Source organism: Mycobacterium sp. (assembly GCF_049683355.1).
In the GTDB taxonomy this organism is placed as follows: Bacteria; Actinomycetota; Actinomycetes; order Mycobacteriales; family Mycobacteriaceae; genus Mycobacterium.
The window spans coordinates 11988-36436 of record NZ_JBAUJB010000053.1; the positions used below are offsets into that span (position 1 = coordinate 11988).

Consider the following 24449-nt stretch of genomic DNA (forward strand, 5'->3'; position numbering starts at 1 on the left):
GGTGTCAGCTGGCGACAGACGTGTTGGCGGGCGTCTGCGGCTTGTTCTCGGTGTGCCACCCGGATCGTCCGGTCCAGACGACGGGGTGGCGGCACTGTGCGAGGCGATCGAGCCGGAGCAAGGCTGACGAAAGGTCGTCGACGAGTGGTAACTCACCGCGAGGGTCGCAGATGGCCAGAAGGCGGTGCACAGCGGAACTGGCGACGATCACCCAGTCCACATCGCTGCGGGTGCAGTGCACGTTGGTGTAGTACAGCGCGGTGAACCCCGCGGCTCCGAAGAACTCGACAGCCCGCAGGTCGAGCACCAGTTGTCTGGAACTTCGGGTGTGACGCTCGACGTAGCGGCCCAGGGCGCGACCGTTGACCGCGTCGACCTCGCCGAGGACGGTCACGGAGATCCTGGTCGACGACGGGTGCCGGACGGCGAAGGTGGCCGCACCAGATCGTTGCGTCTCGCCCGCTGATGCCGGGTCCGGACGAAAGATCAGATTGTCACCGTCTGCGGCCATCGCTCGAATCCCCGGGTTGTGTTGCAGCAATGCTGTTGGGTACGCCCGACGACGGCGTACGCGGGCTGAGAGCTCAACCGTGATCCAGGATAGTGCGGATTTCGTCGTCTGTCTGCAACTTGATGGAATATCGATTCTTGGTGCTTCAGCAGCACTTCTCGAAAAGTTCAGCTTGCCGACTGGGCGCAGTGGGGCTCCCGGTCCGCTCCCATGCGACGGAATCCGTTGTCAGGTGCGGGTCGACGCGCTGACCGCCTGGGCGACCGGGGTGTCGCCGGAGATCACCTCGAACGTCTGGCGGGCGGTTCCCGGGGTGTCGAGCACTGCGAGCAGGACCGCCGCCACGTCCTCGCGGGGGATGCTGTCGCGTCCGGTCTCGGTGGCGATCGTCACCCGTCCCGTTCCCGGGTCGTCGGTGAGCAGACCCGGACGCACGATCGTGGCGTCGAGTGCTTCCCGCCGACGGACGTCGTCGTCGGCAGCACCTTTGGCGCGCAGGTAGGTGACGAAGACAGGATCGCCGATGTCATCGGGTGCCTCCGCGTCGGCTCCCATCGCCGAGATCATCACGTAGCGGCGCACCCCGGCGTGCTCGGCGGCGTCGGCCAGCAGGATCGCCGCGTCTCGATCCACCGTTGCCTTGCGCTCCGCACCGCTGCCCGGGCCGGCGCCCGCGGCGAACACCACCGCGTCGGCACCGCGCAGGTGGGTCGCGACCTCATCGACGGATGCCTGCTCGAGGTCCACCACAACGGCTTGCGCGCCCGCGCTCTCCAGGTCCGACGAGTGCGCGGCATTGCGGACGAAGCCGGCCACCGAGTCGCCGCGTTGGGACAACAGCCGTTCCAGGAACATCGCGATCTTGCCGTGCCCTCCGGCGATCACCACATGCATTGTCGTACCTCCTAAGTCGCGAACACCTGTGAATCGTCGGCGAACGCTTTGAACTCGAGAGCATTCCCCGCGGGGTCGAGGAGAAACATCGTCCACTGCTCACCGGTTTCGCCCGCGAAGCGGACGTAGGGCTCGATGACGAAATCGACACCGGCGGTGCGCAGCCTTTCGCTGAGCTCCTGGAACGCCGAGATCGTCAGGATCAGCCCGAAATGGGGTACCGGAACGTCATGCCCGTCGACGGGGTTGTGCGTCGCAGCCATCCGGTCGGGCGCCAGATGGGTGACCAACTGGTGTCCGTACAGGTTCCAGTCCACCCAGGTCTTGTCACTGCGGCCCCGCTCGAGACCGAGCACTTCGCCGTAGAAACGGCGGGCGGCGGTCAGGTCGTCGACCGGCACTGCAAGATGAAACCGCGGGATCGCAGACTCCGGGGCACCCATGACGCCATGCTACGGACCGATCCGGTCAACCCACCCGGGCGCGCAACTCTCGTTTGAGTACCTTGCCGTAGCTGTTCTTCGGCAGCTCGTCGACGAACTCGTAGCGTTTGGGCCGCTTGAACCGCGCGATGCGGTCGAGCAGGTGCGCGTCCAGTTCGGCCGCGGAGACCTCGCCGACGACGAACGCGACGACGACCTCACCCCATTCGTCGTCGGAAGCGCCCACCACGCCGGCCTCCACGACCGCCGGGTGCTCGAGCAGTACCTCCTCGACTTCACGGGGATAGATGTTGCTGCCACCGCTGATCACCACGTCCTTGGACCGGTCACGCAGCGTCAGCAGTCCGGCGGTGTCGAACGACCCCATGTCCCCGGTACGCAGCCAACCGTCCTGCAGCGCGGCGGCCGTCGCCTCGGGGTTGTTCCAGTACCCCGACATCACCACGTCCCCGCGGCAGACGATCTCCCCGATCACGTCGACCCCGGCGGGCAGGCCGTCGGGCCCGAGGACAGCGACGTCAACCCCGGAGCGTGCGTAGCCGACCGAGCCGAGCACCGCATCCGAGGCCCATCCGTCACCGGCGACGTGGTCGTCCCGGCGCAGACCGGTGATCGTCATCGGCGCCTCGCCCTGTCCGTAGAGCTGGACGAAGATCGGACCGAACGCCGCCATCGCCTTCTTGAGGCTGTCGACGTACATCGGTCCGCCGCCGTACACGATCGTCTTCAGATTGCCGGGCCTGGCACGACCGGTCCGAACCAGCCGTGCCACCATCGTCGGTGCCAGAAAGGCGCTGCAGCCCGGGTGCTGCTCGCACAGGTCGAGGAACTCGTCCGGGTCGAACGCCCCCGACGCCGGCACCACCTGCCGGGCGCCGCGCAACACGTAGGGCGGCACGTACAGTCCCGACCCGTGCGACATCGGGGCGCCGTGGATCAGACTGCAGTTCTGGTCGGGCGCATCGAAGTCCGCCAGGTGTGACACCGACATCGCCATCAGGTTCCGGTGCGACAGCATCGCCCCCTTGGAGCGTCCTGTGGTGCCGCTGGTGTAGAACAGCCACGCCAGGCTCGTCGCGTCGGTGTGCAGCGGCGGCGTCGACATGTCTGCGGCGCAACGCGCTTCGTAGGTGCTGTCGCCGATGGTCTCGATCGGAACCGCGGTCGCCGAGGCCAATTGGGTGCCGACCTTCGGCGAGACGAAGACCCGGGCCGCCCCCGCGTCGTCGAGGATCTGCTGCATCTCGCGTGGGTGCAGCTTGTAGTTGACCGGCACGAACACACAATCAGCTGCCCAGATCGCGAACATCAGTTCGACGATCTCGGGTCGGTTCTCGCTGGCCACCGCGACCCGCGCCCCAGGGCCCAAGGTCCGCAGCGACGTAGCCAGCCGCAGCGCCCTTTCCCGTAGCGAGGACCAGGTGTGCACCTGGTGCTCACCGTGATACACCGCTCCGCGGTCGCCATGGCGGGCCGCCGCCTGGTCGAGAAGCGCGAACAGGTTCACTGCTGTCCCCACTTCGCGCGGGCGCTCACTGCCGCGCCACCCAGTCGGCGTTCAGGGCGAAATCCGAGAGGTACTTCGTCGAACTCCAGCCGCCGTCGACGACGATTGTCTGACCGTTGATGAAGCTGCCGCCCTCGGAACACAGGAACGCCACCGTGGACGCGATGTCCTCGACACGACCCAGCCGCTGATGCGGGGTCATCTCGGTGTTGATCTTGCGGAACCGTTCGTCCTCGAGCCGGGTGGCCACCATCGGCGTCAGCGTCACCCCGGGAGCCACTGCGTTGCACCGGATCCCCTGAGCACCGTACTGGCAGGCGATGTGCATGGTCAACGACGTCAACCCGCCTTTGGCGGCCGAGTACGCCCCGCCGCGCAGACCACCGACGACGGCGAACGTGGACGTCACGTTGATGATCGCCGACCCCGGCTGCATGTGGCCGATCACGTCGCGCGCCAACCGGAACGGTGCCCGCAGCATCAACCCCAGGAAATGGTCCAGTGACTCGTCATCGGTCTCGTGCAACGGCTTCGGGCTACCCACGCCGGCGTTGTTGACCAGGAAGTCGATCCGCCCCCACTTTTCCAGTGCGGCGGCGACGATACGGCCGGGTGCGTCGTCGGCGGTGAGGTCGACCGCCAGCGTGGTGATCCGGTCCGGGTCACCGACCGCCTCTTCGAGTTCGGCGAGCCGGTCGGCACTGCGTCCGGTGCCCAGCACTGCCACACCCTGCTCGGCGAGCGTTGTCGCACAGCCGAACCCGATGCCGCTGCTGGCTCCGGTGACGATCGCTACCTGCATGTCTGGCCCTCCGTCAGCATTGCCTTGATCTTGTGCTTGAGGACCTTGCCTGCATCGTTCTTCGGCAGCGCCTGCAACAGCACGACGTCCTCGGGCGCTTTGAACTTCGCGACACCGCGCTGCGCCAGATACTCCCGTAGCGTCACCACGTCGGGCCCCGACCGACCCGCGGCGACAATGGCCGCACACGCCCGCTCGCCGGTGCGCGGGTCGGGGATCCCGACGATCGCGATCTCGGCGATCTGTGGATGTGCAGCGAGGATGTCCTCGACCTCTTTCGGGGAGATGTTCTCGCCGTTGCGGATGATGATGTCCTTGGCCCGGCCCGTCACGACCAGGTATCCGTCGTCGGTGAAGCGTCCGAGGTCTCCGGTGCGGAAGTATCCGACTTCGTCGAAGGAGTCGCGGCTGTCCTCGGGGTGCAGGTAGCCGAGAAACATCTGGGGGCCGCGCACCCGGATCTCGCCGTCCACCAGCGTCACATCGGCGATGCCCGGCCGCCCGTCGGTGTCGGCAGCCCGGTGGATGTCGGCGAACGAGCCCACAGTGGTCACCGGCACCTCGGTCGAGCCGTAGACCCGGGTGACGACGGCGCGGTCGAAGTATTCGGTGGCGTTCCGGATCAGCGACGGCGGGACGGACGCGCCACCACAGATGAAGACCTTGAGGTCGGGCAGGCGCGTGCCGGCCTCTTCAGCTGCAGCGAGGAGTCCGGTGAGAAACGGAGTGGCCCCGGCCATGTGGGTGCACCCGTGTTCGAGCATCAGCGCGACGGCGGCGTCCGGATTCCAGCGCTGCATCAGCACGGCCTGGGTGCCCAGCAGTAGCGGGCACTCGAACGCGTAGATCGAGCCGCCGATGTGTGCGATCGGCGACGGCACCAGGAAAGTGTCACCCGCCTCGATGTGCCAGTGCCTGCCGAGCTGAGTGATCAGGGAGTTCAGTGAACTTTCGGAATGCAGAACGCCTTTCGGGCGGCCGGTGGTTCCCGAGGTGTAGAGGATCATCCGGGGCGCGTCACCGTCACGGTGCTCTGGAAGCGGACCGGGAGCGACCTCGGCGAGCAGATCGTCGAACGCGGTGTGCGTGTGTGAGGCGCCGCGCACCACCACCACCTCGGGCGGCGCAGGCAGCTCGGGGGCCACCCGGTCCAGCATGGCGGCATAGTCGTAGCCGGCGAATACCTGCGGAATGAACACCATCCTGCTGTCGGCGTCGGCGAGGATGAACGCCAGCTCGTGGTCCCGCAGCGACGGCAGGATCGGGTTCACCACCATGCCCGCCAGGCGTGCTCCGAGATAGATGACAACGGCCTCACGCCAGTTCGGCAGCACAAACGAGACCACACTTCCAGCAGGGATTCTCCGGACCAGTGCGTACGCCAACGCGGTGGCCTGGTCCAGCAGTCCCGCACAGTTGAGCGTGTTCTCGTCGTCGCGAACGAGGACCCTCGCCGGCGTCGCCCACGCCGCATCCCGGAGCGCGTCGGCCAGCGTGGGCGTCATCGTGCGTCCCGGCTCAAGCTTCATTGTGCGTCCCGGCTCCGGCTTCATTGTGCGTCCCGCACGCGCCGCATCGTCATCGCATGCCGGAACCTCGACGACGGATGGGTGTTGACCGTCACCTGCGCAACCTCACCGTCGGAGGTGGTGTAGCTGCGCCGCATCTGCAGTGCCGCAGTACCGGCCGCGATCTGCAGTCGCTCGGCCAGAACGGAGTCGAGGATGACGGCCGAGATCTCCTGGTGGACCTCGACGATGCTGACCCCGAAGAGGTCTTCGATGAGTGGGAAGATGGGTCCGCTGTGGCGCTGCAACAACCTGCCCACCGCGGCGAAACCGCGATTGATGTAGTACTCGGTCCGACAGATCGGCACCGCGTCGTCATCGGCGCGCCGATATCCGCTCACGGCAAGCCATTCGGTGCCGGGCGTCAGGCCGGTGCGCTCGGCCAGCGCATCGTCGACGGTGACCTTCGCGTTGCTGTCGATGGCGAACCGGGCGCCCTGGGCGAAGGAGAGCAGGTCGTCGATCGATACGACGTCCTGCTCGTAGGAGTTCGTGTTCGGTCGCGGGACCACCAGGGTGCCGGCCCGTGGCCGGGACGCGACGAGGTGGTCCTCCCGCAGTCGGCGCAACGCCTCACGAATCGTGTAGCGGCTGACCGAGAACCGTTCACACAGCTCGTGTTCGGTCGGTAGTTGGGAACCAACCGGGTACACCCCGTCGACGATCTCCTTGCGCAGGGCGCGCGCCACCTGCAGGTAGCGATGGTCGCCGGCGGTCGTTGTCATACCCGGTGCACCGCCAGCACGCTGCCGTCTCCGTCGGCCGAGATGTAGAGGGTGCCGTCAGGTCCGCAGGTGACACCGGCGAACGGGCCCTGCGGGCCGGAGAACGGCGGCATGCCTTTGAGCGGTTTGGGTTCCACGCCGGGGGGCGCCCCGACAGGTAGGTCGGTCGCGATGATGCTGCGTGTGTTGGTGTCCAGCTCGATCTCGACGAGTTGCTTGGCTGCTGCGTCGACGATGTAGAGCCTGCCGTCGCACACGTGGATGCCCTGCGGGCGTTGCAGACCGTCCACGACGGTCTCCACCCCGCCGGCGGTCAGGCGCACCACCCGGCCGGCGCCGGACTCGGCCACCACCACCGCGCCTCGGGCATCGAAGGTGACACCGACCGGCTCCAGGAGTCCGGACGCCAACGTCTCGACATCGCCCGAACGCAGCCGCAGCACCCGGCCCGTCCCGAGCTCGGCGAACACGATGGCCCCATCGCCACTCACGGCAACCCCGTAGAGCTGATCGAAGCCCGTTGCCAGATAGTCGGTCTCACCGGCAGCCGGCCGATACCTGGCCACCTGTCCACCGGAGGTGGTCACCACGAACTCACCGGAGCCCACTGCCGCCACACCGCGAAGGAACCCGGGATATCCCGGCGAGAACAACATCCCGACCGTCTGTAACGCACCCTCTGCGGTGACCCGGTAGAAGTACGTGCCGTCGGCGACGTAGAGCTCGCCGTCGTCGCACACGGTCAGATCGAGTGGCCAGTTCAAGCCCCCGGGCAGCGTCGTGCTGGTCTGACCGCCGGGAAGGATCTCGGTGATCTCGCCGGTGAAATTGGAGGCGAACAATCGGTCGCCGACGAAGGTCAGGTTGTCCAGGCCCGGGGACAGCTGGGCCAGTAGCATCTGCTTCCCGGTGCGCGGATCGATGCGCAGCACCTGTCCGCTGGCCACCTGCGTCGACACCAGGTATCCCGCGGAGTCGAACTTGACGGCGTCGGGAACACCGAGATCCCCGGCGACCCGCTGCGGCTCGCCCCCCTCGGGATCGATCCGCCAGATCTCGTTGGCGGTCATCAACGGGTAGTACAGCAGCCCGTCCGGGCCGACCTCCATGGCGTTGGGGGACGGAAGGTTCTCGACGAGGATCCGCGGCTCACCGCCGTCGAGTGGCAGCTCCATCAGCCGGCCACCATCGCGGCATTCGCCGACGAACAACCGGCCCCGGTGCACCGTGATGCCGTTTGCGCACGGGAGGTCATCGCGCAGCACCCGGGTGCGGCCCGCGGTGTCACGGGCGCTGACGCGGCCGTCCATCACCTCGGTCGCATACAGGGTGCCGTCGTCCCCGAAGGCGACATCGTCCGGCGCGACGATGTCGCCACCCCTCGCACTGACGGTCTCCGTCCCGCCGGTCGCCAGGTCCAGTGCACTGATCTGGCTGCCGGTCACCTGCGCCACGTAGATGCGGCCGTCGGGGCCGGTGCGCAAGCCGTTGGCGCCGAACAACCGACTGGGGGCGGTCACCCGTCGCACCTGCCAACCCTGGGCGGTGGTGGGGTCCAGCGCGGCGTACCGGGCATTCATGGGTTCGGACGTTAGCAAGCGTCATTAGTCCAGACAATAGCGGCCCGGTCGCGTCAAGATCGGCCTTGACGCTGGCATAACTCCTGCGGAATAGTGTTCTGCAATATGCAGAGCACCATTTTTTGTCCGGACAATTGACGTGAAGTCCGGGATGTCAATGAACCTCGACGGCCGGGTGGTCGTCGTTTCCGGCGCCGGTGGTGGCGGCATCGGAACGACGGTGACGCGACTGGCTGCCGAGGCGGGCGCAACGGTTGTTGCGGTGAGCCGGTCCGAGGAGAACCTCGACGAGCATGTCGCGCCGCTGGCGCGAGAAGGACTGTCCGTCGTGCCGGTCGCGGCAGACGCATCCACCGACGACGGCATTGCGACGGTCCTCGACCAGGTACGCCGCACCGACGGGCCCCTCTACGGGCTGGTGAACGTCGCCGGCGGCGCCGCGCCGGCCACCTGGATGCCGGCGACCCGGGTCGGCCGAGAGGACTGGCGGGCATTGTTCGCCGCCAATCTGGAGACGGCGTTCTTCATGAGCCAGGCGGTGAGTCGCGAACTGCTCGCCCTGGGCAACAAGGGGTCCATCGTCTCGGTGTCGTCGATCAGCGGGATGAACACCGCACCGTTCCACATCGCCTACGGGACGGCGAAGGCCGCGGTCGTCGCGATGACCCGCACGATGGCGGCCGAGTTGGCACCGGACGGCATCCGGGTCAACGCCGTCGCACCGGGCGTCACGGCGACGGCGGCATCGGCCACCTACGTCGACGACGATCCCGAGCGCGACCGGACCGCGATCGCGATGGGCCGTCGCGGCACCGCCGAGGAGCAGGCCGGGGCCATCCTTTTCCTGCTGTCGGATCTGTCCGGCTACATCACCGGCCAGACGTTGCTGGTCGACGGCGGGCTGAATCTCAAGTGGACCCATCTCGGCGCCGACAACACGTCCTTGTTCCTCAAAGACGAATCCTTCCGTGCAGCGATCAGGAGCCGTTGATGACTCACACCGAATCCGACCTCGACGCCGCGATCGAGAACGACGCCCCACCCGACGACTCCACCGGCATGATCGCCGAGGATCTGTCCGAGCCGACCACGATCCCCGTCGACGCGTACGTCTCGCCGGAGTACGCCCGCGCTGAGCGCGACAGGCTGTGGCGGAAGGTGTGGCAGCAGGCCGGCCGGGTCGAGGAGCTCTCCGAAGTCGGCAGCTACCTGACCTATGACATCCTCGACGACTCGATCATCGTGGTGCGGACGGGCACCGGGAACTCGTCCTCGGATTTCGCCGCCCATCACAACGTGTGCATGCACCGGGGACGCAAGCTGGTCGACACCCCTCCGGGGGCGAAGAACGCGATGGGACGGGCGCGGAAGTCCTTTGTGTGTGGATTCCACGGCTGGACCTACGGTTTGGACGGCGCGTGCACCCACATTCGCGAACAGGACGACTGGAAGGGAACGTTGACGTCGGAGAACACCCATCTGGCCCCGGTGCAGGTCGACACCTGGGGCGGCTGGCTGTTCGTCAACATGGATCCCGACTGCGAGCCACTGGCCGACTACCTGTTCCCGGCGGCGAAGATCCTCGATCCGTTCGGCCTGGAGAACATGCGCTTCAAGTGGCGCAAATGGCTGAACTTCGACTGCAACTGGAAAGTCGCGATGGAGGCCTTCAACGAGACCTACCACGTCTTCACGACGCACCCGGAGTTCAACAAGTTCGGCGAGTTCAAGGGCTGGGCCAAGGCGCAGGGCAGGCACAGCAACATCGGCTACGACGCGCCGAAGGGCATGGACGAGACCAAGTCCAAGATCCGTCTGGGCACCGGGGACGACCCGCGCGTCTCCACCGCGGAGATGCAGATGTACACCTGGGAGCAGACCAACGCGACCACCACCGAGACGCTGGTGAACGCGGCCAGGCGACTGGTCGACGAGTTACCCGAGGGCACCCCTGCCGACAAGGTGCTGCAGCACTGGTTGGCCTCGGCCCGTCGCGATGACGAAGCGCGCGGTGTGATCTGGCCGACGATCCCGCCCGACATCCTCGGGCAGAGCGGCACGGCGTGGCAGATCTTCCCGAACTTCCAAGTGGGCCAGGGGTTGACCAGCGCGCTGTGCTACAGCGCTCGGCCCGACCCGAGCTACGACCCGAACAAGTGCATCTTCGAGGTCGCGGTGTTCGAGCGGTACCCCGAAGGTGAAGAGCCGGAGACGGAATGGGTGTACACCCCGAAGGACAGCCCGAACTGGCTGTCGGTGCTGCCGCAGGACTTCTCGAACATGGCCGCGGTGCAGCAGGGCATGAAGTCGGCGGGCTTCCCCGGCACGCGGCCCAACCCGTACCGCGAACGCAGCACCGTCAACCTGCACCTGCAGCTGTCCAAGTACATGGGAACCGGCGAACCCCGCGAACTCTGAGCGATTTGGGCGTGCTCGTCGCCGCCCACCGACGATGAACACGCCGAAATCGCTAGAAGGAGAGACATGAAGCCCTGCGGTCCCACCGACACGCCGGACGATCTCGACATCAACGCACTGCGCGAGAAGTACGCGCAGGAGCGCGCCAAGCGGCTGCGGCCCGAAGGAGCCGCCCAGTACCTGGAGCTCGAGGGAGACTTCGCCGAGTTCTACGAGATCGATCCCTACACAACGGTGACCGAGCGTGACCCGGTCGTCGAGAACGTCGAGGTCGTGATCCTCGGCGGGGGATTCGCCGGACTGCTGGCCGGGGCGTACCTGACCAAGGCCGGTGTCGAGGGCGTCCGCGTGATCGAGATGGCCGGCGACTTCGGTGGCGTGTGGTACTGGAACCGATTCCCCGGGATCCAGTGCGACAACGATGCCTACTGCTACATCCCGTTGCTCGAAGAGCTCGATTTCATGCCCTCGAAGAAGTTCGCCGACGGCGCGGAGATCTTCCAGCACTGCCGCAACATCGGCAAGCACTTCGGCTTGTACGACGGCGCGTTGTTCTCCACCCAGGTGCGAGAACTGCGCTGGGACGACTCCGTCGAGCGGTGGCAGATCAGCACCGACCGCGGCGACGACATCAAGGCCCGATTCGTGGTCATGGCCCAGGGTTCGTACAACCGTCCTAAGCTGCCCGACATCCCGGGGATCAAGGACTACCGGGCTGCCGGCGGCCACGTCTTCCATTCCGCGCGTTGGGATTACGACTACACCGGCGGCGACGCCAGCGGTGGCCTGGATAAACTGGCGGACAAGCGTGTCGCACTGGTCGGCACCGGCGCGACGGGCGTGCAGCTGGTGCCGCATCTCGGACGAGACGCCGAGCAGCTCTACGTGTTCCAGCGCACCCCGTCCTCGGTGGACGAGCGCGAGAACACCCCGACCGACCCCGCCTGGGCCGCCACCCTGCAGCCAGGATGGCAGGACGAGCGCAAGCGCAACTTCCACAACTGGTCGCCGTTCGTCGGTGTGGTGTTCGGCGAGCCGGACCTGGTGTGCGACTTCTGGACCGAGCTCGGACGCAACCTGACGGCGCGGATCGCGGGCACCGAGGACCCGGCGTCGGTGACCATTGAACAGATCATGGCGTACCGGGAAGAGGAAGACTACAAGATCATGGAGAGGCTGCGCCGTCGCGTCGCCGCCGTGGTCGAGGACCCGGCGACGGCCGAGGCGCTCAAGCCGTACTACCGGTTCATGTGCAAGCGACCGTGTTCGAGCGAGGAGTATCTGTCGGCCTTCAACCGGCCCAACGTGACACTCGTCGACGTGTCGGCCTCCAAGGGAGTGGAGCGGTTGACGGCGAGTGGGATCGTCGCCGACGGTGTCGAGTACGACGTCGACTGTGTCATCTTCGCCAGCGGGTTCGAGATCTCCACCGAGATCAGCAGGCGGTACGCGATCGACACCATCGAGGGGCGCGACGGGCTGTCGCTCTTCGAATACTGGCACGACAGCTACAAGACCCTGCACGGGATCACCAGCCGCGGGTTTCCGAACCTGTTCTTCACCGGCTTCATCCAGGGCGGGGTCTCGGCCAACACCACCGCGATGTTCGAGCAGCAGGCCCGGCACATCGCCTACCTCCTCTCCGCGGCGCAGAGCCGCGGAGCGACGACAGTCGAGCCGAGTGAGGAGGGGCAGAACACCTGGGTCGCGACCATCAGGGAACTGGCGATCGACAACTCGGCTTTCGAACTGTCCTGCACACCTGGCTATTACAACAATGAGGGTCGCGGCGGCGCGGAAGGCAACGGCTCGTTCCTCGGCGACTTCTACGCGCCCGGGTTCTATGCGTTCGACGAACTCATCGCCGATTGGCGCGCCGCCGGCGACCTCGACGGCCTGACCCTGAAGAGTGGGAATGGGTGACCTGAGGTTCGACGGACGTGTCGCGGTCGTCACCGGCGGTGGGCGGGGGTTGGGTCGCGCCTATGCCCTGATGCTCGCCGAGTACGGCGCGAAGGTCGTGGTCAACGACCCCGGTACGACACTCGACGGTGAAGGCGGCGACGAAGGCCCCGCGCACGACGTGGTGCGTGAGATCGTCGCAGCCGGAGGCGATGCCGTGGCCAGCACGGATTCGGTTGCGACGCCCGCGGGCGGACAGGCGATCATCGCCACCGCGCTCGACCGGTTCGGCGGCCTCGACATCCTGGTGCACAACGCCGGGATCGTGCGCCGGGCGGCACTGAAAGACATGAGCTACGACGACTTCGACGCGGTGCTCGACGTGCACCTGCGCGGAGCGTTCCACGTGGTCCGACCCGCATTTCCCCGGATGTGCGAAGCAGGCTACGGACGGATCGTGCTGACTTCCTCGATAGGAGGTCTCTACGGAAACCACGAGGTGGCCAACTACGCCGTCGCCAAGGCGGGGGTGATCGGCCTGTCCAACGGCGCGGCGATGGAGGGTGCTGCGCACAACGTGGCCAGCAATGTGATCGTCCCGGCGGCGGTGACCCGGATGGCCGAAGGCATCGACACGTCGGCGTACCCCCCGATGGGTCCCGAGCTGGTGGCGCCGGTCGTCGGGTATCTGGCACACGAAACCTGTTCGGTGACGGGGGAGCTGTTCGTCGCGCTTGCCGGCCGGGTGGCGGCCGCCGCCGTCGTCGAGGCGCCCGGTGTCTACCGTCCCTCGTGGACGATCAGCGACGTCGCCGAGCACCTCTCCGCGATCCGGGACATGTCCGAGCCGGTGAGATTCCCGGTGGTGCCCGACGGTCACGGCGACCACATCAGGTACAGCTTCGCGAAGGCGGCTGCCCATGCCTGAGCCGATGCCGGGGCCACTGGCGGGAGTGCGCGTCGTCGACCTCACCGCGATGGTGATGGGCCCATACTGCACCCAGATCATGGCCGATATGGGCGCCGAGGTCGTCAAAGTCGAACCGCCGCAGGGTGATAACACGCGCTACATCTCGGTCGGACCAGTGTCGGGAATGAGCGGGGTGTTCGTCAACGTCAACCGCGGCAAGCGCAGCGTGGTGCTGGACCTGCAGGAAGAGTCGGGCAAGGCCGCGATGCAGGCGCTGATCGAAGGCGCCGACGTGTTCATCCACTCGATGCGGTCCAAGGCCGTTACCAAACTCGGCTTCGGCTACCAGGACGTCGCGGCGATGAACCCCGCCATCGTCTACACGAACTGCTACGGATACGGCAGAAGGGGACCCGAGCGCGACCGGCCGGCCTACGACGACACCATCCAGGCAGAATGCGGATTGCCCTATGTGCAGGAGCAACTCACCGGGCAGGCCGACTACGTCGGCACCATCATCGCCGACAAGGTCGCGGGGTTGACGGCCCTCTACGCGACGATGATGGCCCTGTTCCACCGCGAGCGGACCGGCGAGGGACAAGAAGTCGAGGTCGCCATGTTCGAGACGATGGCGTCTTTCATGCTGGTCGAACATGCCAACGGTGCCATGTTCGACCCCCCGCTCGGTACGGCGGTTTATCCGCGCACGGTCGCGCCGAACCGGCGCCCCTACCGCACCAAGGACGGCCACATCGCGGTGCTGATCTACAACGACAAGCACTGGAACGCGTTCATCGCCGCGGTGCAGCCACCCTGGGCTTCGGACCTGTACGCGACCCTGGAGATGCGCGCGCACCAGATCGACGCCGTCTACGGCCTGGTGGCCGAGACGCTGGCGCAGCGCACCACCGACGAGTGGCTGGAGTTGTTCCGCGAGCTGGAGATCCCGGCGGCACGGTTGAACTCGCCGGGTGAACTGTTCGACGATCCGCATCTCAACGCCGTGGGCCTGTTCGAGACGGTGGACACCCCGCAGGGACCGGTCCGATTCCCCGGTGTGCCGACGTGGTTCTCGCGCACCCCGGGCAAGGTGCGCGGCCCGGCGCCCGAGCTCGGAGCCGATACCGAGGCCGTGCTCGAGGAACTCGGTCTCGGAGCCGCCGGTGCGATCGGCCCGGGGTAGGGGTGCCAATGGATTTCGACATGGGAAAACGCGCCACCGACCTGCGTCGCGAACTGCGGGACCTGGTGAGCGAGGAAGTACCCGAACACTTTCTCGGCGCCTTCTCCGACGACCCTGCCGACCTGCAGACCGCCCAGCAGTTCTGCCGAACCCTGGCGGCACGCAACCTGCTGTGCCTGGCGTGGCCCGAGGAGTTCGGCGGTGGTGCAGCGTCGGTCTGGGAGCAGACCGTGGTGCGCGAGGAGATGTGGGCGCACCACGAACCGCGCGGCGCCCAGTACATGGGAGTCAACTGGGTCGGGCCGATCATCATGCGACACGGCACCGCCGAACAGCAGCGCACCCACCTGCCGCCGATCGCCGCCGGCGAGGTGATCTGGTGCCAGGGCTTCTCCGAACCGGAGGCGGGTTCGGATCTGGCCTCGCTGCGCACCTATGCACGGCGGGCCGAAGATGGATCAGCGGGCTGGCTGATCAGTGGCCAGAAGATCTGGACGTCCTACGCGACGATGGCGCAGTGGTGCTTCCTGCTGGCCCGCACCTCGCGGGGGGAGAAGAAGCAGCAGGGTTTGACGATCTTCCTGGTGCCGATGGACGATCCGGCCATCACGGTGCGGCCCATCGGCTGCATGATGGGGCCGCACCACCTCAACCAGGTGTTATTCGACGGGCTGCGGGTCACCGAGGCCTATGTGCTCGGCACGGTCGACAAGGGCTGGTCGATCGTGCAGGACGTGATGGCGTTCGAAAGGGTCGGCATCGCCAGGTACGCCCGGTGTGAACGGCTGCTCGCCGCCGCCCCGACCGTCCTCGGCGACCGGTGGGACGAGCTGCCCGCCGAACTGCGGGGCCGCTGGGTCCGGATGCTGACGCACTGCCGTCGAGCCCGGCTGCTGGCCTACCGTGTGGTCGCGCTGCAGGCCGGTGGTCAGATCACGCCCGGCGATGCGGCCGCCTACCGCATCGCGGTGACCAGGCTGGACCAGGACAGCGCCGAGGTCCTGATGGACATCGCCGCGGAGGTCCGGCACTCCGACGCCGGCGCGCAATGGTTCCTCGGCGAGGTGGAGGACCACTGGAGGTATTCCCAGGCGTCCACGGTCTCCTCCGGAAGCATTGAGATGCAACGCATCCTGTTGTCCCGGGCGATGTTGGCGGGAGGCACCCGATGATCCTTGACCTCACCGAAGACGCACTCGAGTACGGACGTCAGGCGCGGCATGCCTTCGAGTCCGCCGGCGGCGACCAACTGGTGATCCGGGCGCAGTCGGCCCCGGACGGGCGTGAGGCGGCGGTGGGGCCGGTGCTCGCCGGCCTAGGCGCGTGGGAGCTGGATCCGCGCACCGACACCGACGGTCTGGAAGCTGCCGCCGCACTGTGCCGCAGCGCGGGCTACTGGGCGCTGCCCTACCCGCTCGCCGAGCGCCTCGCCGCGCCGGTCGATCTGGATGTCGACGGGCTTATCGTCGTCGGCGCGACCCGACCCGCAGCCGCGGTGTCCGGAATCCGATCACATTGGGCGACAGTCACACTGGACGGGCGACGCAGCCGGGTCACGGCAACCGGACCGGTCGGCCCTGGATTCGTCGCCGAACTCGAACTGGCGCCGATCGACGACGCGGGCGCTCCCGACGTCGCGCTGGGGCTGGTGCTTCCGTGCTGGACGCTGCTCGGCATGCTCGACCGAGCGCTGGAGCTGACGGTCGCACACGTGACGCTGCGGGAACAGTTCGGTAAGCCGCTGGCGTCGTTCCAGGGCGTGCAGTTCCAGCTGACCGACGCCGAGGTCGAGCGCAGCGGGCTCGACATGTTGGCCAAGCATGCCCTGTGGAGTGTCGCCACGGCTGCGTCGGGGGCCGTCGACGACGCTCTGGCCCTGCGGATGTCGGCCATCGAAGCGGCGGACGTGGTGTTTCGGGTGTGTCACCAGTTGCACGGCGCGGTCGGCTTCTGTGACGAGACCACGCTGTCGTGGCTGTCGCGCTACAGCCAGCCACTGCGGCGGCTCCCGTTCGGCCTGTCCGCCACCCGAGACCACCTCACGCGTACCGCGGGGCGGCGCGGGCTCTCGGGGTTGTACTCATGAGCGACCTGGACGACTTCCGGGCCGAGGTGCGCGCCTGGTGCGCCGAGCACGTCCCGCGCGACTGGCGCGAGGCACAGTCCGGCGCCGCCGACGAAGCGTTCGTGAGGTTCCAGAAGGCGTGGTTCGCCGAACTGCACAGTGCGGGCTACGCGGTCCCGCACTGGCCCGTGGAATGGGGCGGCGGCCTCTCGGTGGAGAACCAGGTGATCCTCTACCAGGAGCTCGCCGCGCACGACGCGCCCCGGCTGGTGCTCGCGTTCGTCGGAATCCACCACGCCGCATCGACGCTGCTGGTTGCAGGGACCGAGGAGCAGCGGCGACGGCATCTGCCGGCAATCCTCGACGGCGAGATCTGGGTGCAGGGATTCTCCGAACCCGAGGCCGGGTCGGACCTCGCATCACTGCGCACCACCGCCCGCCGGGTCGGCGACGAGTTCGTGGTGAATGGGCAGAAGCTCTGGGCCAGCGGCGGCATGCACGCCGACTGGTGCCTGCTGCTGGCCCGCACCGATCCCGAAGCCTGTAAACGCCAAGGCATCTCGTATTTCCTGCTGGACATGACGACACCCGGTGTGGTGGTGCGCCCGATCCGCAACGCGATCGGTGACTCCCATTTCTGTGAGATCTTCCTCGACGACGTGAGGATCCCTGAGGCCAACCTGATCGGCGCCGAGAACGCCGGTTGGCAGGTGGCACAGGAAACGCTCGGCGCGGAGCGCGGAATGACGATGTTGGAGCTCGCCGAACGCCTTGCCAACGCCGGATTCGGGCGGCTGCTGCGGTCCGCGCCGGTCGACGATCCGGTCGTCGCCGATCGACTTGCGGCATTCGAAACCGAGATCACCGGACTGCGAGGGCTGTGCCGGCGACTCGTGGAGCACGGTCCCCGGGGTCCGGCGGACGCGTCGATCGTCAAGCTGTACTACAGCGAGCTCCTGCAACGGCTCACCGACTTCGCCACCGAGATCGGTGGGACCGCCGCACACACCGTATTGACGAAGCCGATGTCGAGTGGCTGGGAATCCGGCTCGTGGGTCCTGGATTTCATCGGCTCCTGGGAGTGGACCATCCCCGGCGGCGCCAGCGAGATCCAGCGCAGCATCATCGCCGAACGCGGACTCGGCCTGCCACGAGAGCCGAGCGTGGTGTGATGTCCGCCGACGAGTTCGCGGAATTCCACGACGAGCTGCGATCTGTCGCCGGTGAACTGCTGGCCAAGGATCGCGAGGTCGGCTGGGCGGTACTGGTCGATGCCGGCTGGACCGGTCTGGAGGTGCCCGACGCGCTCGGCGGCGCCGGCGCGACCTTTCGCGAGACCGCCGTGATCCTCGATCAGATCGGCAGAGCGGCGAGCGCCGGCAGCTACCTGGGTGGTGCGGCGCTCGTCATCGGACTGCTGAAAGACCTGCAGCACAGCCGGATACGGGATCAACTGATGATTTCGGTCGCCGACGGCAGCAACCGGCTGTGCGCGGTGGCGGGCGACTTCGTGATAGACGGTGGGCGGGTCAGCGGCTACGCGGAGTTCGTGGCCGACGCCGCCGGTGCGGACCGCCTGTTGCTGATCGCCGATTCCGGGGTCGCGGTCGTGGCGTCCGCCGCACTGACCCTGCGGGCCCAACCCGTCGTCGACGAGACACGCCGACTCGCCATCGTCACCGCCGACGCCGTCGAGATCGACGAGGTGCTGATGTTCGGCGACGAGCCTGCGGCGACCACGCAGGCCTTCCGCAACCGGGCCGCGGTGGCGCTTGCCTGCGACAGCCTGGGTCTGTCCGAGCAGATGCTGAGCGTCACGGTCGATTACGTGAAGATGCGCCATCAGTTCGGTCGCCCGATCGGGTCCTTCCAGGCCGTCAAGCATGCGTGCGCGGACATGCTCGTCGCCGTCGAGGTGTCGCGCCAGCTCGTGACCGACGCGGTCGCTGCCGTCGCCGAGGGCGCCGACGCAGTGGTGGCGGCCGCTATGGCGAAGTCCTACACGTGCTCGGCCGACGGCGACGGCGCCGGCAAGGCCATGCAGTTGCACGGCGGCATCGGCTACACGTGGGAGAGCGGGATCCACACCTACCTCAAACGCGCCGCACTGAACCGATCGCTGCTCGGTTCACCTGCAGCGCAACGAAAAATACTCACACAGCGATACCGATGAAGGAGCACTGATGGGCGTACCCGTGTACAAACGCATTCTCGACCTGTTCGAGGCCGAGGGGGTCAACACGCTGTTCGGCATCCCCGACCCGAACTTCGTGCACATGTTCACCGAGGCCGAAGCCAGGGGTTGGTCGGTCGTCGCGCCGCACCACGAGCTCAGCGCCGGCTTCATGGCCGAAGCGGCGTCCCGGATGACCGGCAGGCCCGGACTGTGCATCGGCACTCTCGGGCCCGGCGTGGCCAACATCGCCGGCGCCATGATGTGCGCGCTGGTGGAGAACTCGCCGGTGATCTTCCTCGGCGGTCAGCGGGCCCGCGTCACCGAACGGCGGGTACGCCGCGGACGTATCCAGTTCATCCAGCAGGAGGGGCTTTTCACACCTTCGGTGAAATACAGCAGCTCGATCGAGTACGCCGACCAGACCGACGAGATCATCCGCGAGGCCATCCGTCGCTCGATGTCCGGAACGCCCGGACCCAGCTACATCGAATACCCGTCGCACGTCATCCTCGAAGAGCTCGACGTGCCCGCCCCGCTGCCGCCGAACCGGTATCGCCTCGTCGACCACGGCGCCGGTGAGAAGGAGGTGGCCGAGGCGGTCAGGCTGATCCGCGCCGCCGAGAGCCCGATCCTGCTGGTCGGCCACGGCGTCCACACCTCGCGCACCCAGCAGCAGGTCAAGGAGCTGGCCGAGCTGATGGCGTGCCCGGTGATCCAGACCTCCGGCGGCACGTCGTACATCCCGGGACTGCAGGACCGGACCTTCCCGTACCTGTTCTCCCCGGCCGCCAACGAGGCGGTCGAGAAATCCGACCTGTGCGTTGCGCTGGGCACCGAGCTCGGAGAGCCCATGCACTACGGCCGGACCCAGCACTGGGCCGGCAACGACGCGAACCGCAAGTGGGTGCTGGTCGAGCAGGATCCGACCGCCATCGGCGTGAACCGGCCCATCGACGTACCGCTGGTCGGAGATCTGCGCGGGGTGGTGCCACAACTCGTCGAAGCGCTGCGGGACAGCCCGCGCCCACCGTCGGCCGACCTCGAGGCGCTGGTCGAAGCCGACGCCGCGGAGCTGGCGCGGGTGGCCGACGACGCACCGAGCGGACGGACCCCGGTGCACCCGGCGCGCTACGTGGTCGAGGCGACCAAGGCCTTCGATGCGCTCGACGACGGCATCATGGTGCGCGACGGCGGTGCGACCGTGATCTTCCAGTGGACCTACTCCCAGTCCAAGCCGCGCGACGTGATCTGGAACCAGAACTTCGGTCACCTGGGTACGGGCCTGCCGTATGCCGTCGGCGCGTCGGTGGCCGAGGGTGGCAAGCGTCCGGTCATGCTGTTGACCAGTGACTCGGCGTTCCTGTTCCACATCGCGGAGTTGGAGACCGCGGCGCGGCTGAAGCTGCCGCTGGTGTGTGTGGTCGGTGTCGACCACCAGTGGGGTCTGGAGGTGGGCGTCTACAAACGCACCTTCGAGCAGCCTTCCCCGCAGCCCGGTGTGCACTGGAGCAAGGATGTCCGGATGGACAAGATCGCCGAGGGCTTCGGCTGCCACGGTGAGTACGTCGAGAAGGAAGAGGAGATCGGCCCGGCGATCATCCGCGCCTACGCCAGCGGCAAAGTCGGTGTGGTGCATGTGTGCATCGACCCGACCGCGAACTCCGAGGAGATGCCCAAGTACGACCGGTTCCGTACCTGGTATGCAGAAGGCACCCAGTAGCCGTGCGATTTAGGGAAGGCTAGAACCATGCGCGAATACCTGAAGTTCTACATCGACGGCCAGTGGGTGGACCCGGTCGACAAGCGGTCTCTCGACGTCGACGACCCGACCACCGAGCAGGTCTCCGGACAGATCGCGATCGGCGGCCCCGCCGACGTCGACAAGGCCGTCGAAGCCGCCCGTAAAGCGTTCACCACCTGGTCGCAGTCGAGCCGTGAGGAACGCCTCGAGGTGCTCGGCGCCATCCTGTCGGAGTACCAGAAACGTGCCTCCGACCTTGCCGACGCGGTCAGCGAGGAGATGGGCGCCCCCGCATCCCTGGCCGCCGGTCCGCAGGTGAACATGGGCCTCGGGCACCTGGCCACCGCGATCGACGTGTTGAAGAACTTCCGGTTCGAAGAGCAGCACGGCAGCACCCTGGTGGTCAAGGAACCGATCGGGGTGTGCGGGCTGATCACCCCGTGGAACTGGCCGATCAACCAGATCGCGTGCAAGGTCTACCCGGCGCTGGCCACCGGCTGCACCATGGTGCTCAAGCCGTCGGAGGTGGCCCCCTACTCGGCGCAGATCTTCACCGAGATCCTCGATGCCGCAGGCGTTCCCGCGGGCGTCTTCAACCTGGTCTACGGCGACGGCCCCGGTGTCGGGGCGGCGCTGTCGAGCCACCCGGACATCGACATGGTGTCGTTCACCGGTTCGACTCGCGCCGGCATCGACGTGGCCAAAAACGCGGCCCCGACGGTCAAGCGGGTCACCCAGGAACTCGGCGGCAAGAGCCCCAACATCGTGCTCGACGACGACGACTTCGCCAAGAGCGTGGCCGCCGGGACGTCGGTGATGATGATGAACAGCGGCCAGAGCTGCAACGCGCCGTCGCGCATGCTGGTGCCGAACTCCCGGATGGACGAGGCCATCGCAATCGCCGCGGAGACCGCAGGAGCGGTGAAGGTCGGCGACCCAGGTGACAAGACCGCAATCGGTCCGGTGGCCTCGAAGGCGCAGTTCGACAAGATCCAGGGGCTGCTCCAGAAGGGCATCGACGAGGGGGCGACCGTCGTCGTCGGCGGTGTCGGCCGTCCCGACGGGCTGGACACCGGCTATTACGTGAAGCCGACGGTGTTCGCAAACGTCACCAACGACATGACGATCGCCTGCGAGGAGATCTTCGGCCCGGTGCTGTGCATCCTCGGCTACGACGACCTCGATCAAGCCCTCGAGATCGCCAACGACACCGAATACGGTTTGGCCGGCTACGTCTCGGGAGCGGACCTCGATCAGGCACGGCCGGTGGCCCGCCGGATCCGCGCCGGTTCGGTCGCGATCAACCACGGGTTCGACCTGAACGCGCCGTTCGGCGGGTACAAGCGCAGCGGCAACCGGCGCGGGTGGTGTCACTTCGCGTTCGACGAGTATCTGGAGACCAAGGCGGCGCTGGGCTACTCGCCCCAGTAGCCCCTCAGTAGCCGGCGAACGTACGGTTTATGACGGATTCGCGCCGAATTCCATCACAAACCGTCCGTTCGACCAGCGCGCATGCGGGTCAACCCGAGGTCTTGGTCAACGCCTCCGGCTTGTGCACCGCATCGTTCCCGCTCTTGTCGCTGCGTACCCGGTACTGCGGTTCGTCCTCGGACGCCCGAACGGTCCGCCCAGCGGCAGTGGTGTCCGACGTGATCGTCTCCTGCACCGTGCCCTCGGCGGTACTGCCATGGCTCTGCCAGGTGACCTTGTCGCCCTTGCGGAACTTATGCTGTTTCATGGAGGAACGGATACCCCGCGGCGACGCCGGATATCCGTGAGTAAACGCTGACACAGCGGGTAGACCCGGCGAAACGCTTCGCAGGGGTAAGGGTGGCGATGACGATGGACAGCAAGTTCCCGGACGTGGTGGTGACCGGGGTTGCGATGACAACAGCCCTGGGTACCGACCCGGAGACCACATGGCAGGCTCTGCTCGACGGCCGTAGCGGCATCCGCAGGCTCCAGGACTCGTTCGTCGACGAGTTCGACCTGCCGGTGCGCATCGGCGGTCATCTGCTGGAGACCTTCGACCATCAGCTGACCCCCGAAGAGGTCGAGCAGTGGTCCTATCTGCAGCACATGGCGGTCGTCCTCGGGCGGCGAGTGTGGGAGAACGCCGGCTCACCGGACGTCGACACCCGCCGGCTCGCGGTCTCGATCGGCACCGGTATGGGCGGTATCGAAGAGATCCTGTTCGCCTACGAACATCTGCGTGAGGGGCGGCTCGACCAGGTGTCCCCGACCGCGGTCCAGCAGTACGCGCCGAGCGGGCCCGCGGCGGCGGTCGCGCTGGAGCGTCACGCCCGCGCCGGTGCGCTGGCGCCCATCTCCGCCTGTGCTTCCGGGTCGGAAGGGGTCGCCCAGGCCTGGCGGCAGATCGTGCTCGGTGAGGCCGATATTGCCATCTGCGGCGGGGTCGAGTCCAGGATCGAGGCGGTCCCGATCGCCGGGTTCGCCAAGATGCGCATCGTGCTGTCGAAGAACAACGACGATCCCGAGGGCGCCTGTCGGCCGTTCGACCGGGACCGGGACGGGTTCGTGTTCGGCGAAGGCGGGGCGCTGCTGGTGATCGAGACCGAGGAGCACGCCAAAGCCCGCGGGGCGAAGATCCTGGGCCGGTTGATGGGGTCCGGCATCACCTCGGACGGATTCCACATGGTGGCTCCGGATCCGGACGGTAGACGGGCCAGCTTCGCGATGACCAGGGCGATACAGCTGGCGGGCCTGGCGCCGACCGACATCGACCATGTCAACGCCCATGCCACCGGCACCACGGTCGGAGACGTGGCCGAGTCGGTGGCGATCAACAATGCGCTCGGCAGTCACGCGCCGGCGGTGTACGCCCCCAAGAGCGCGCTCGGGCACTCGGTCGGGGCGGTGGGCGCGGTCGAAGCGATCCTGACACTGCTGGCTCTGCGCGACGGCATCGTGCCGGCCACCCGCAATCTGAAGAACCTCGACCCGGACATCCACCTCGACGTGGTCGCGGGCAGTCCGCGCCCGGGCAACTATCAGTACGCCGTCACCAACTCGTTCGGCTTCGGCGGCCACAACGTGGCCTTGGTTCTGGGCCGCGCCTGAGCGCAGCAGATCAGGCCTTGGAGATCAGGCCTTGGTGAGGGTGAACTGCCCGAGCTCGCTGATTCCGCGCTTGAAGAAGTCGCTGCAGCCGACCAGGTACTTCATGTACCGCTGGTAGACCTCCTCGGACGTGGCGGCGACCGCCTCGTCGTGGTGGGCTTCCAGTGCCTCGGCCCACGTGTCCAGCGTGCGGACGTAGTGCTCGTTGAGAAGCTGCTTCTGCTCCAGTGAGAACCCCGCGTCGGCGGAGAGCCCGATGATGTCGTCGTCACACGGCACCGAGCCGCCGGGGAAGATCTCCTTGGCGATGAACCGCATGAACTTCAGATCGGACATCACGATCGGGATGCCCAGCTCGGGCCAGCGCTTCAACGGGTGCCCCAGGATCGCCTGGATGACGAACCGGCCGCCGCTGGGCAGGAAGCTGTGGCACGCCTTGAAGAACGGCGCGTAGCGCTCCTGCGGGAAGGCCTCGATCGCCTCCAGGCTGATGATGCGATCGACGGGCTCGTCGAACTGCTCCCAGCCGCGCAGCAGCACCCGCCGGGTGCGGTCGGTGTCGATCCCGTCGAGAAGCTCCTGGACGAACTTGGCCTGGTTCTTGCTCAGGGTCAGGCCGATGACGTTGACGTCGTACTTCTCCACCGCCCGCTGCATCACCGAGCCCCAGCCACACCCGATGTCGAGCAGCGTCATGCCGGGCTGCAGATCCAGCTTGCCGAGGGCGAGATCGATCTTCGCCATCTGCGCCTCGCCGAGCGTCATGTCGTCGCGCTCGTAGTACGCGCAGCTGTAGGTGCGGGACGGATCCTGGAAAAGACCGAAGAACACGTCGGAGAGGTCGTAGTGCGCCTGGACCTCTTCGAAGTGGGGCTCCATCTTGTTGCCTGTCTCCCGCGGTTCCCCCGTGCTCTCGACCATAGGTCGACCCACCTCCATCCGA

Annotated in this window: 22 protein-coding genes; 12 read left to right on the top strand and 10 right to left on the bottom strand. The window is 67.2% G+C overall.

All coding sequences use genetic code 11. The features are described from left to right. Positions 1 to 4 precede the first annotated feature (4 nt). The 8 genes from WA944_RS03310 to WA944_RS03345 all read right to left on the bottom strand — a co-directional run bounded on the left by WA944_RS03310 (position 5) and on the right by WA944_RS03345 (position 8030). The gene (locus WA944_RS03310) at positions 5 to 511 is read right to left on the bottom strand and encodes an STAS domain-containing protein (protein WP_526646298.1); all 507 of its coding nucleotides are present in this window, start codon (positions 509 to 511) and stop codon (positions 5 to 7) included. Between the two features lie 228 nt (positions 512 to 739). After that, a complete protein-coding gene (locus tag WA944_RS03315; RefSeq protein ID WP_526646300.1) occupies positions 740 to 1405 on the bottom strand; it encodes an SDR family oxidoreductase in 666 nt (221 codons plus the stop codon). An 11-nt stretch (positions 1406 to 1416) separates the two neighbouring features. Further along, a complete protein-coding gene (locus WA944_RS03320) occupies positions 1417 to 1848 on the bottom strand; it encodes a VOC family protein (RefSeq protein WP_526646302.1) in 432 nt (143 codons plus the stop codon). Between the two features lie 25 nt (positions 1849 to 1873). After that, positions 1874 to 3355 carry an AMP-binding protein gene (locus WA944_RS03325; protein ID WP_526646304.1) on the bottom strand — a complete coding sequence of 494 codons (1482 nt, stop codon included), beginning with the start codon at positions 3353 to 3355 and terminating at the stop codon, positions 1874 to 1876. 25 nt (positions 3356 to 3380) lie between these two features. After that, positions 3381 to 4157: an SDR family NAD(P)-dependent oxidoreductase gene (locus tag WA944_RS03330; protein ID WP_526646306.1), complete on the bottom strand. Its 777-nt coding sequence runs from the start codon at positions 4155 to 4157 to the stop codon at positions 3381 to 3383. Further along, positions 4148 to 5662 carry an AMP-binding protein gene (locus tag WA944_RS03335; protein ID WP_526646337.1) on the bottom strand — a complete coding sequence of 505 codons (1515 nt, stop codon included), beginning with the start codon at positions 5660 to 5662 and terminating at the stop codon, positions 4148 to 4150. Before WA944_RS03335 ends, WA944_RS03330 begins: the two co-directional genes overlap by 10 nt. A gap of 44 nt (positions 5663 to 5706) precedes the next feature. Further along, entirely contained in the window at positions 5707 to 6450 is a 744-nt protein-coding gene (locus WA944_RS03340; protein ID WP_526646308.1) for a GntR family transcriptional regulator, read from the bottom strand. Beyond that, positions 6447 to 8030, bottom strand: a complete 1584-nt coding sequence (locus WA944_RS03345; RefSeq protein WP_526646310.1) for an SMP-30/gluconolactonase/LRE family protein — start codon at positions 8028 to 8030, stop codon at positions 6447 to 6449. The genes WA944_RS03340 and WA944_RS03345 overlap by 4 nt, the downstream gene beginning before the upstream one ends. A 151-nt stretch (positions 8031 to 8181) precedes the next feature. Here WA944_RS03345 and WA944_RS03350 point away from each other — a divergent pair, with 151 nt between their 5' ends. The 11 genes from WA944_RS03350 (at position 8182) to WA944_RS03400 (ending at position 21856) form a co-directional block, all read left to right on the top strand. Continuing rightward, a complete protein-coding gene (locus tag WA944_RS03350; RefSeq protein ID WP_526646312.1) occupies positions 8182 to 9021 on the top strand; it encodes an SDR family NAD(P)-dependent oxidoreductase in 840 nt (279 codons plus the stop codon). Then, positions 9021 to 10448, top strand: a complete 1428-nt coding sequence (locus tag WA944_RS03355; protein ID WP_526646314.1) for an aromatic ring-hydroxylating oxygenase subunit alpha — start codon at positions 9021 to 9023, stop codon at positions 10446 to 10448. Before WA944_RS03350 ends, WA944_RS03355 begins: the two co-directional genes overlap by 1 nt. A gap of 66 nt (positions 10449 to 10514) precedes the next feature. Further along, positions 10515 to 12371, top strand: coding sequence for a flavin-containing monooxygenase (locus tag WA944_RS03360; protein WP_526646316.1), 1857 nt, complete (start codon positions 10515 to 10517; stop codon positions 12369 to 12371). Then, positions 12364 to 13278: an SDR family NAD(P)-dependent oxidoreductase gene (locus WA944_RS03365; protein WP_526646318.1), complete on the top strand. Its 915-nt coding sequence runs from the start codon at positions 12364 to 12366 to the stop codon at positions 13276 to 13278. The genes WA944_RS03360 and WA944_RS03365 overlap by 8 nt, the downstream gene beginning before the upstream one ends. A 4-nt stretch (positions 13279 to 13282) precedes the next feature. After that, on the top strand, positions 13283 to 14443 hold the full coding sequence (locus WA944_RS03370; protein WP_526646339.1) for a CaiB/BaiF CoA transferase family protein: 1161 nt from the start codon (positions 13283 to 13285) through the stop codon (positions 14441 to 14443). Between the two features lie 8 nt (positions 14444 to 14451). Next, the gene (locus WA944_RS03375) at positions 14452 to 15615 is read left to right on the top strand and encodes an acyl-CoA dehydrogenase family protein (protein ID WP_526646320.1); all 1164 of its coding nucleotides are present in this window, start codon (positions 14452 to 14454) and stop codon (positions 15613 to 15615) included. Next, on the top strand, positions 15612 to 16529 hold the full coding sequence (locus tag WA944_RS03380) for an acyl-CoA dehydrogenase family protein (protein ID WP_526646322.1): 918 nt from the start codon (positions 15612 to 15614) through the stop codon (positions 16527 to 16529). Before WA944_RS03375 ends, WA944_RS03380 begins: the two co-directional genes overlap by 4 nt. Continuing rightward, on the top strand, positions 16526 to 17680 hold the full coding sequence (locus tag WA944_RS03385) for an acyl-CoA dehydrogenase family protein (protein WP_526646324.1): 1155 nt from the start codon (positions 16526 to 16528) through the stop codon (positions 17678 to 17680). Before WA944_RS03380 ends, WA944_RS03385 begins: the two co-directional genes overlap by 4 nt. Further along, positions 17680 to 18681 carry an acyl-CoA dehydrogenase family protein gene (locus WA944_RS03390; protein ID WP_526646326.1) on the top strand — a complete coding sequence of 334 codons (1002 nt, stop codon included), beginning with the start codon at positions 17680 to 17682 and terminating at the stop codon, positions 18679 to 18681. Before WA944_RS03385 ends, WA944_RS03390 begins: the two co-directional genes overlap by 1 nt. A 10-nt stretch (positions 18682 to 18691) precedes the next feature. Next, the gene (locus WA944_RS03395) at positions 18692 to 20404 is read left to right on the top strand and encodes a thiamine pyrophosphate-binding protein (RefSeq protein WP_526646328.1); all 1713 of its coding nucleotides are present in this window, start codon (positions 18692 to 18694) and stop codon (positions 20402 to 20404) included. Between the two features lie 27 nt (positions 20405 to 20431). Then, a complete protein-coding gene (locus WA944_RS03400; protein WP_526646330.1) occupies positions 20432 to 21856 on the top strand; it encodes an aldehyde dehydrogenase family protein in 1425 nt (474 codons plus the stop codon). Positions 21857 to 21944: 88 nt separating this feature from the next. On the opposite strand, the gene WA944_RS03405 is transcribed toward WA944_RS03400, so the two are convergent. Further along, entirely contained in the window at positions 21945 to 22163 is a 219-nt protein-coding gene (locus WA944_RS03405) for an HVA1 family protein (RefSeq protein WP_526374064.1), read from the bottom strand. 104 nt (positions 22164 to 22267) lie between these two features. Between WA944_RS03405 and WA944_RS03410 the strand changes: the two genes are divergently transcribed. Beyond that, positions 22268 to 23506: a KasA/KasB family beta-ketoacyl-ACP synthase gene (locus tag WA944_RS03410; protein WP_526646332.1), complete on the top strand. Its 1239-nt coding sequence runs from the start codon at positions 22268 to 22270 to the stop codon at positions 23504 to 23506. A gap of 24 nt (positions 23507 to 23530) precedes the next feature. Here WA944_RS03410 and WA944_RS03415 read toward each other — a convergent pair whose 3' ends face one another. Beyond that, positions 23531 to 24427, bottom strand: a complete 897-nt coding sequence (locus tag WA944_RS03415) for a cyclopropane mycolic acid synthase family methyltransferase (protein WP_526374066.1) — start codon at positions 24425 to 24427, stop codon at positions 23531 to 23533. Positions 24428 to 24449 lie beyond the last annotated feature (22 nt).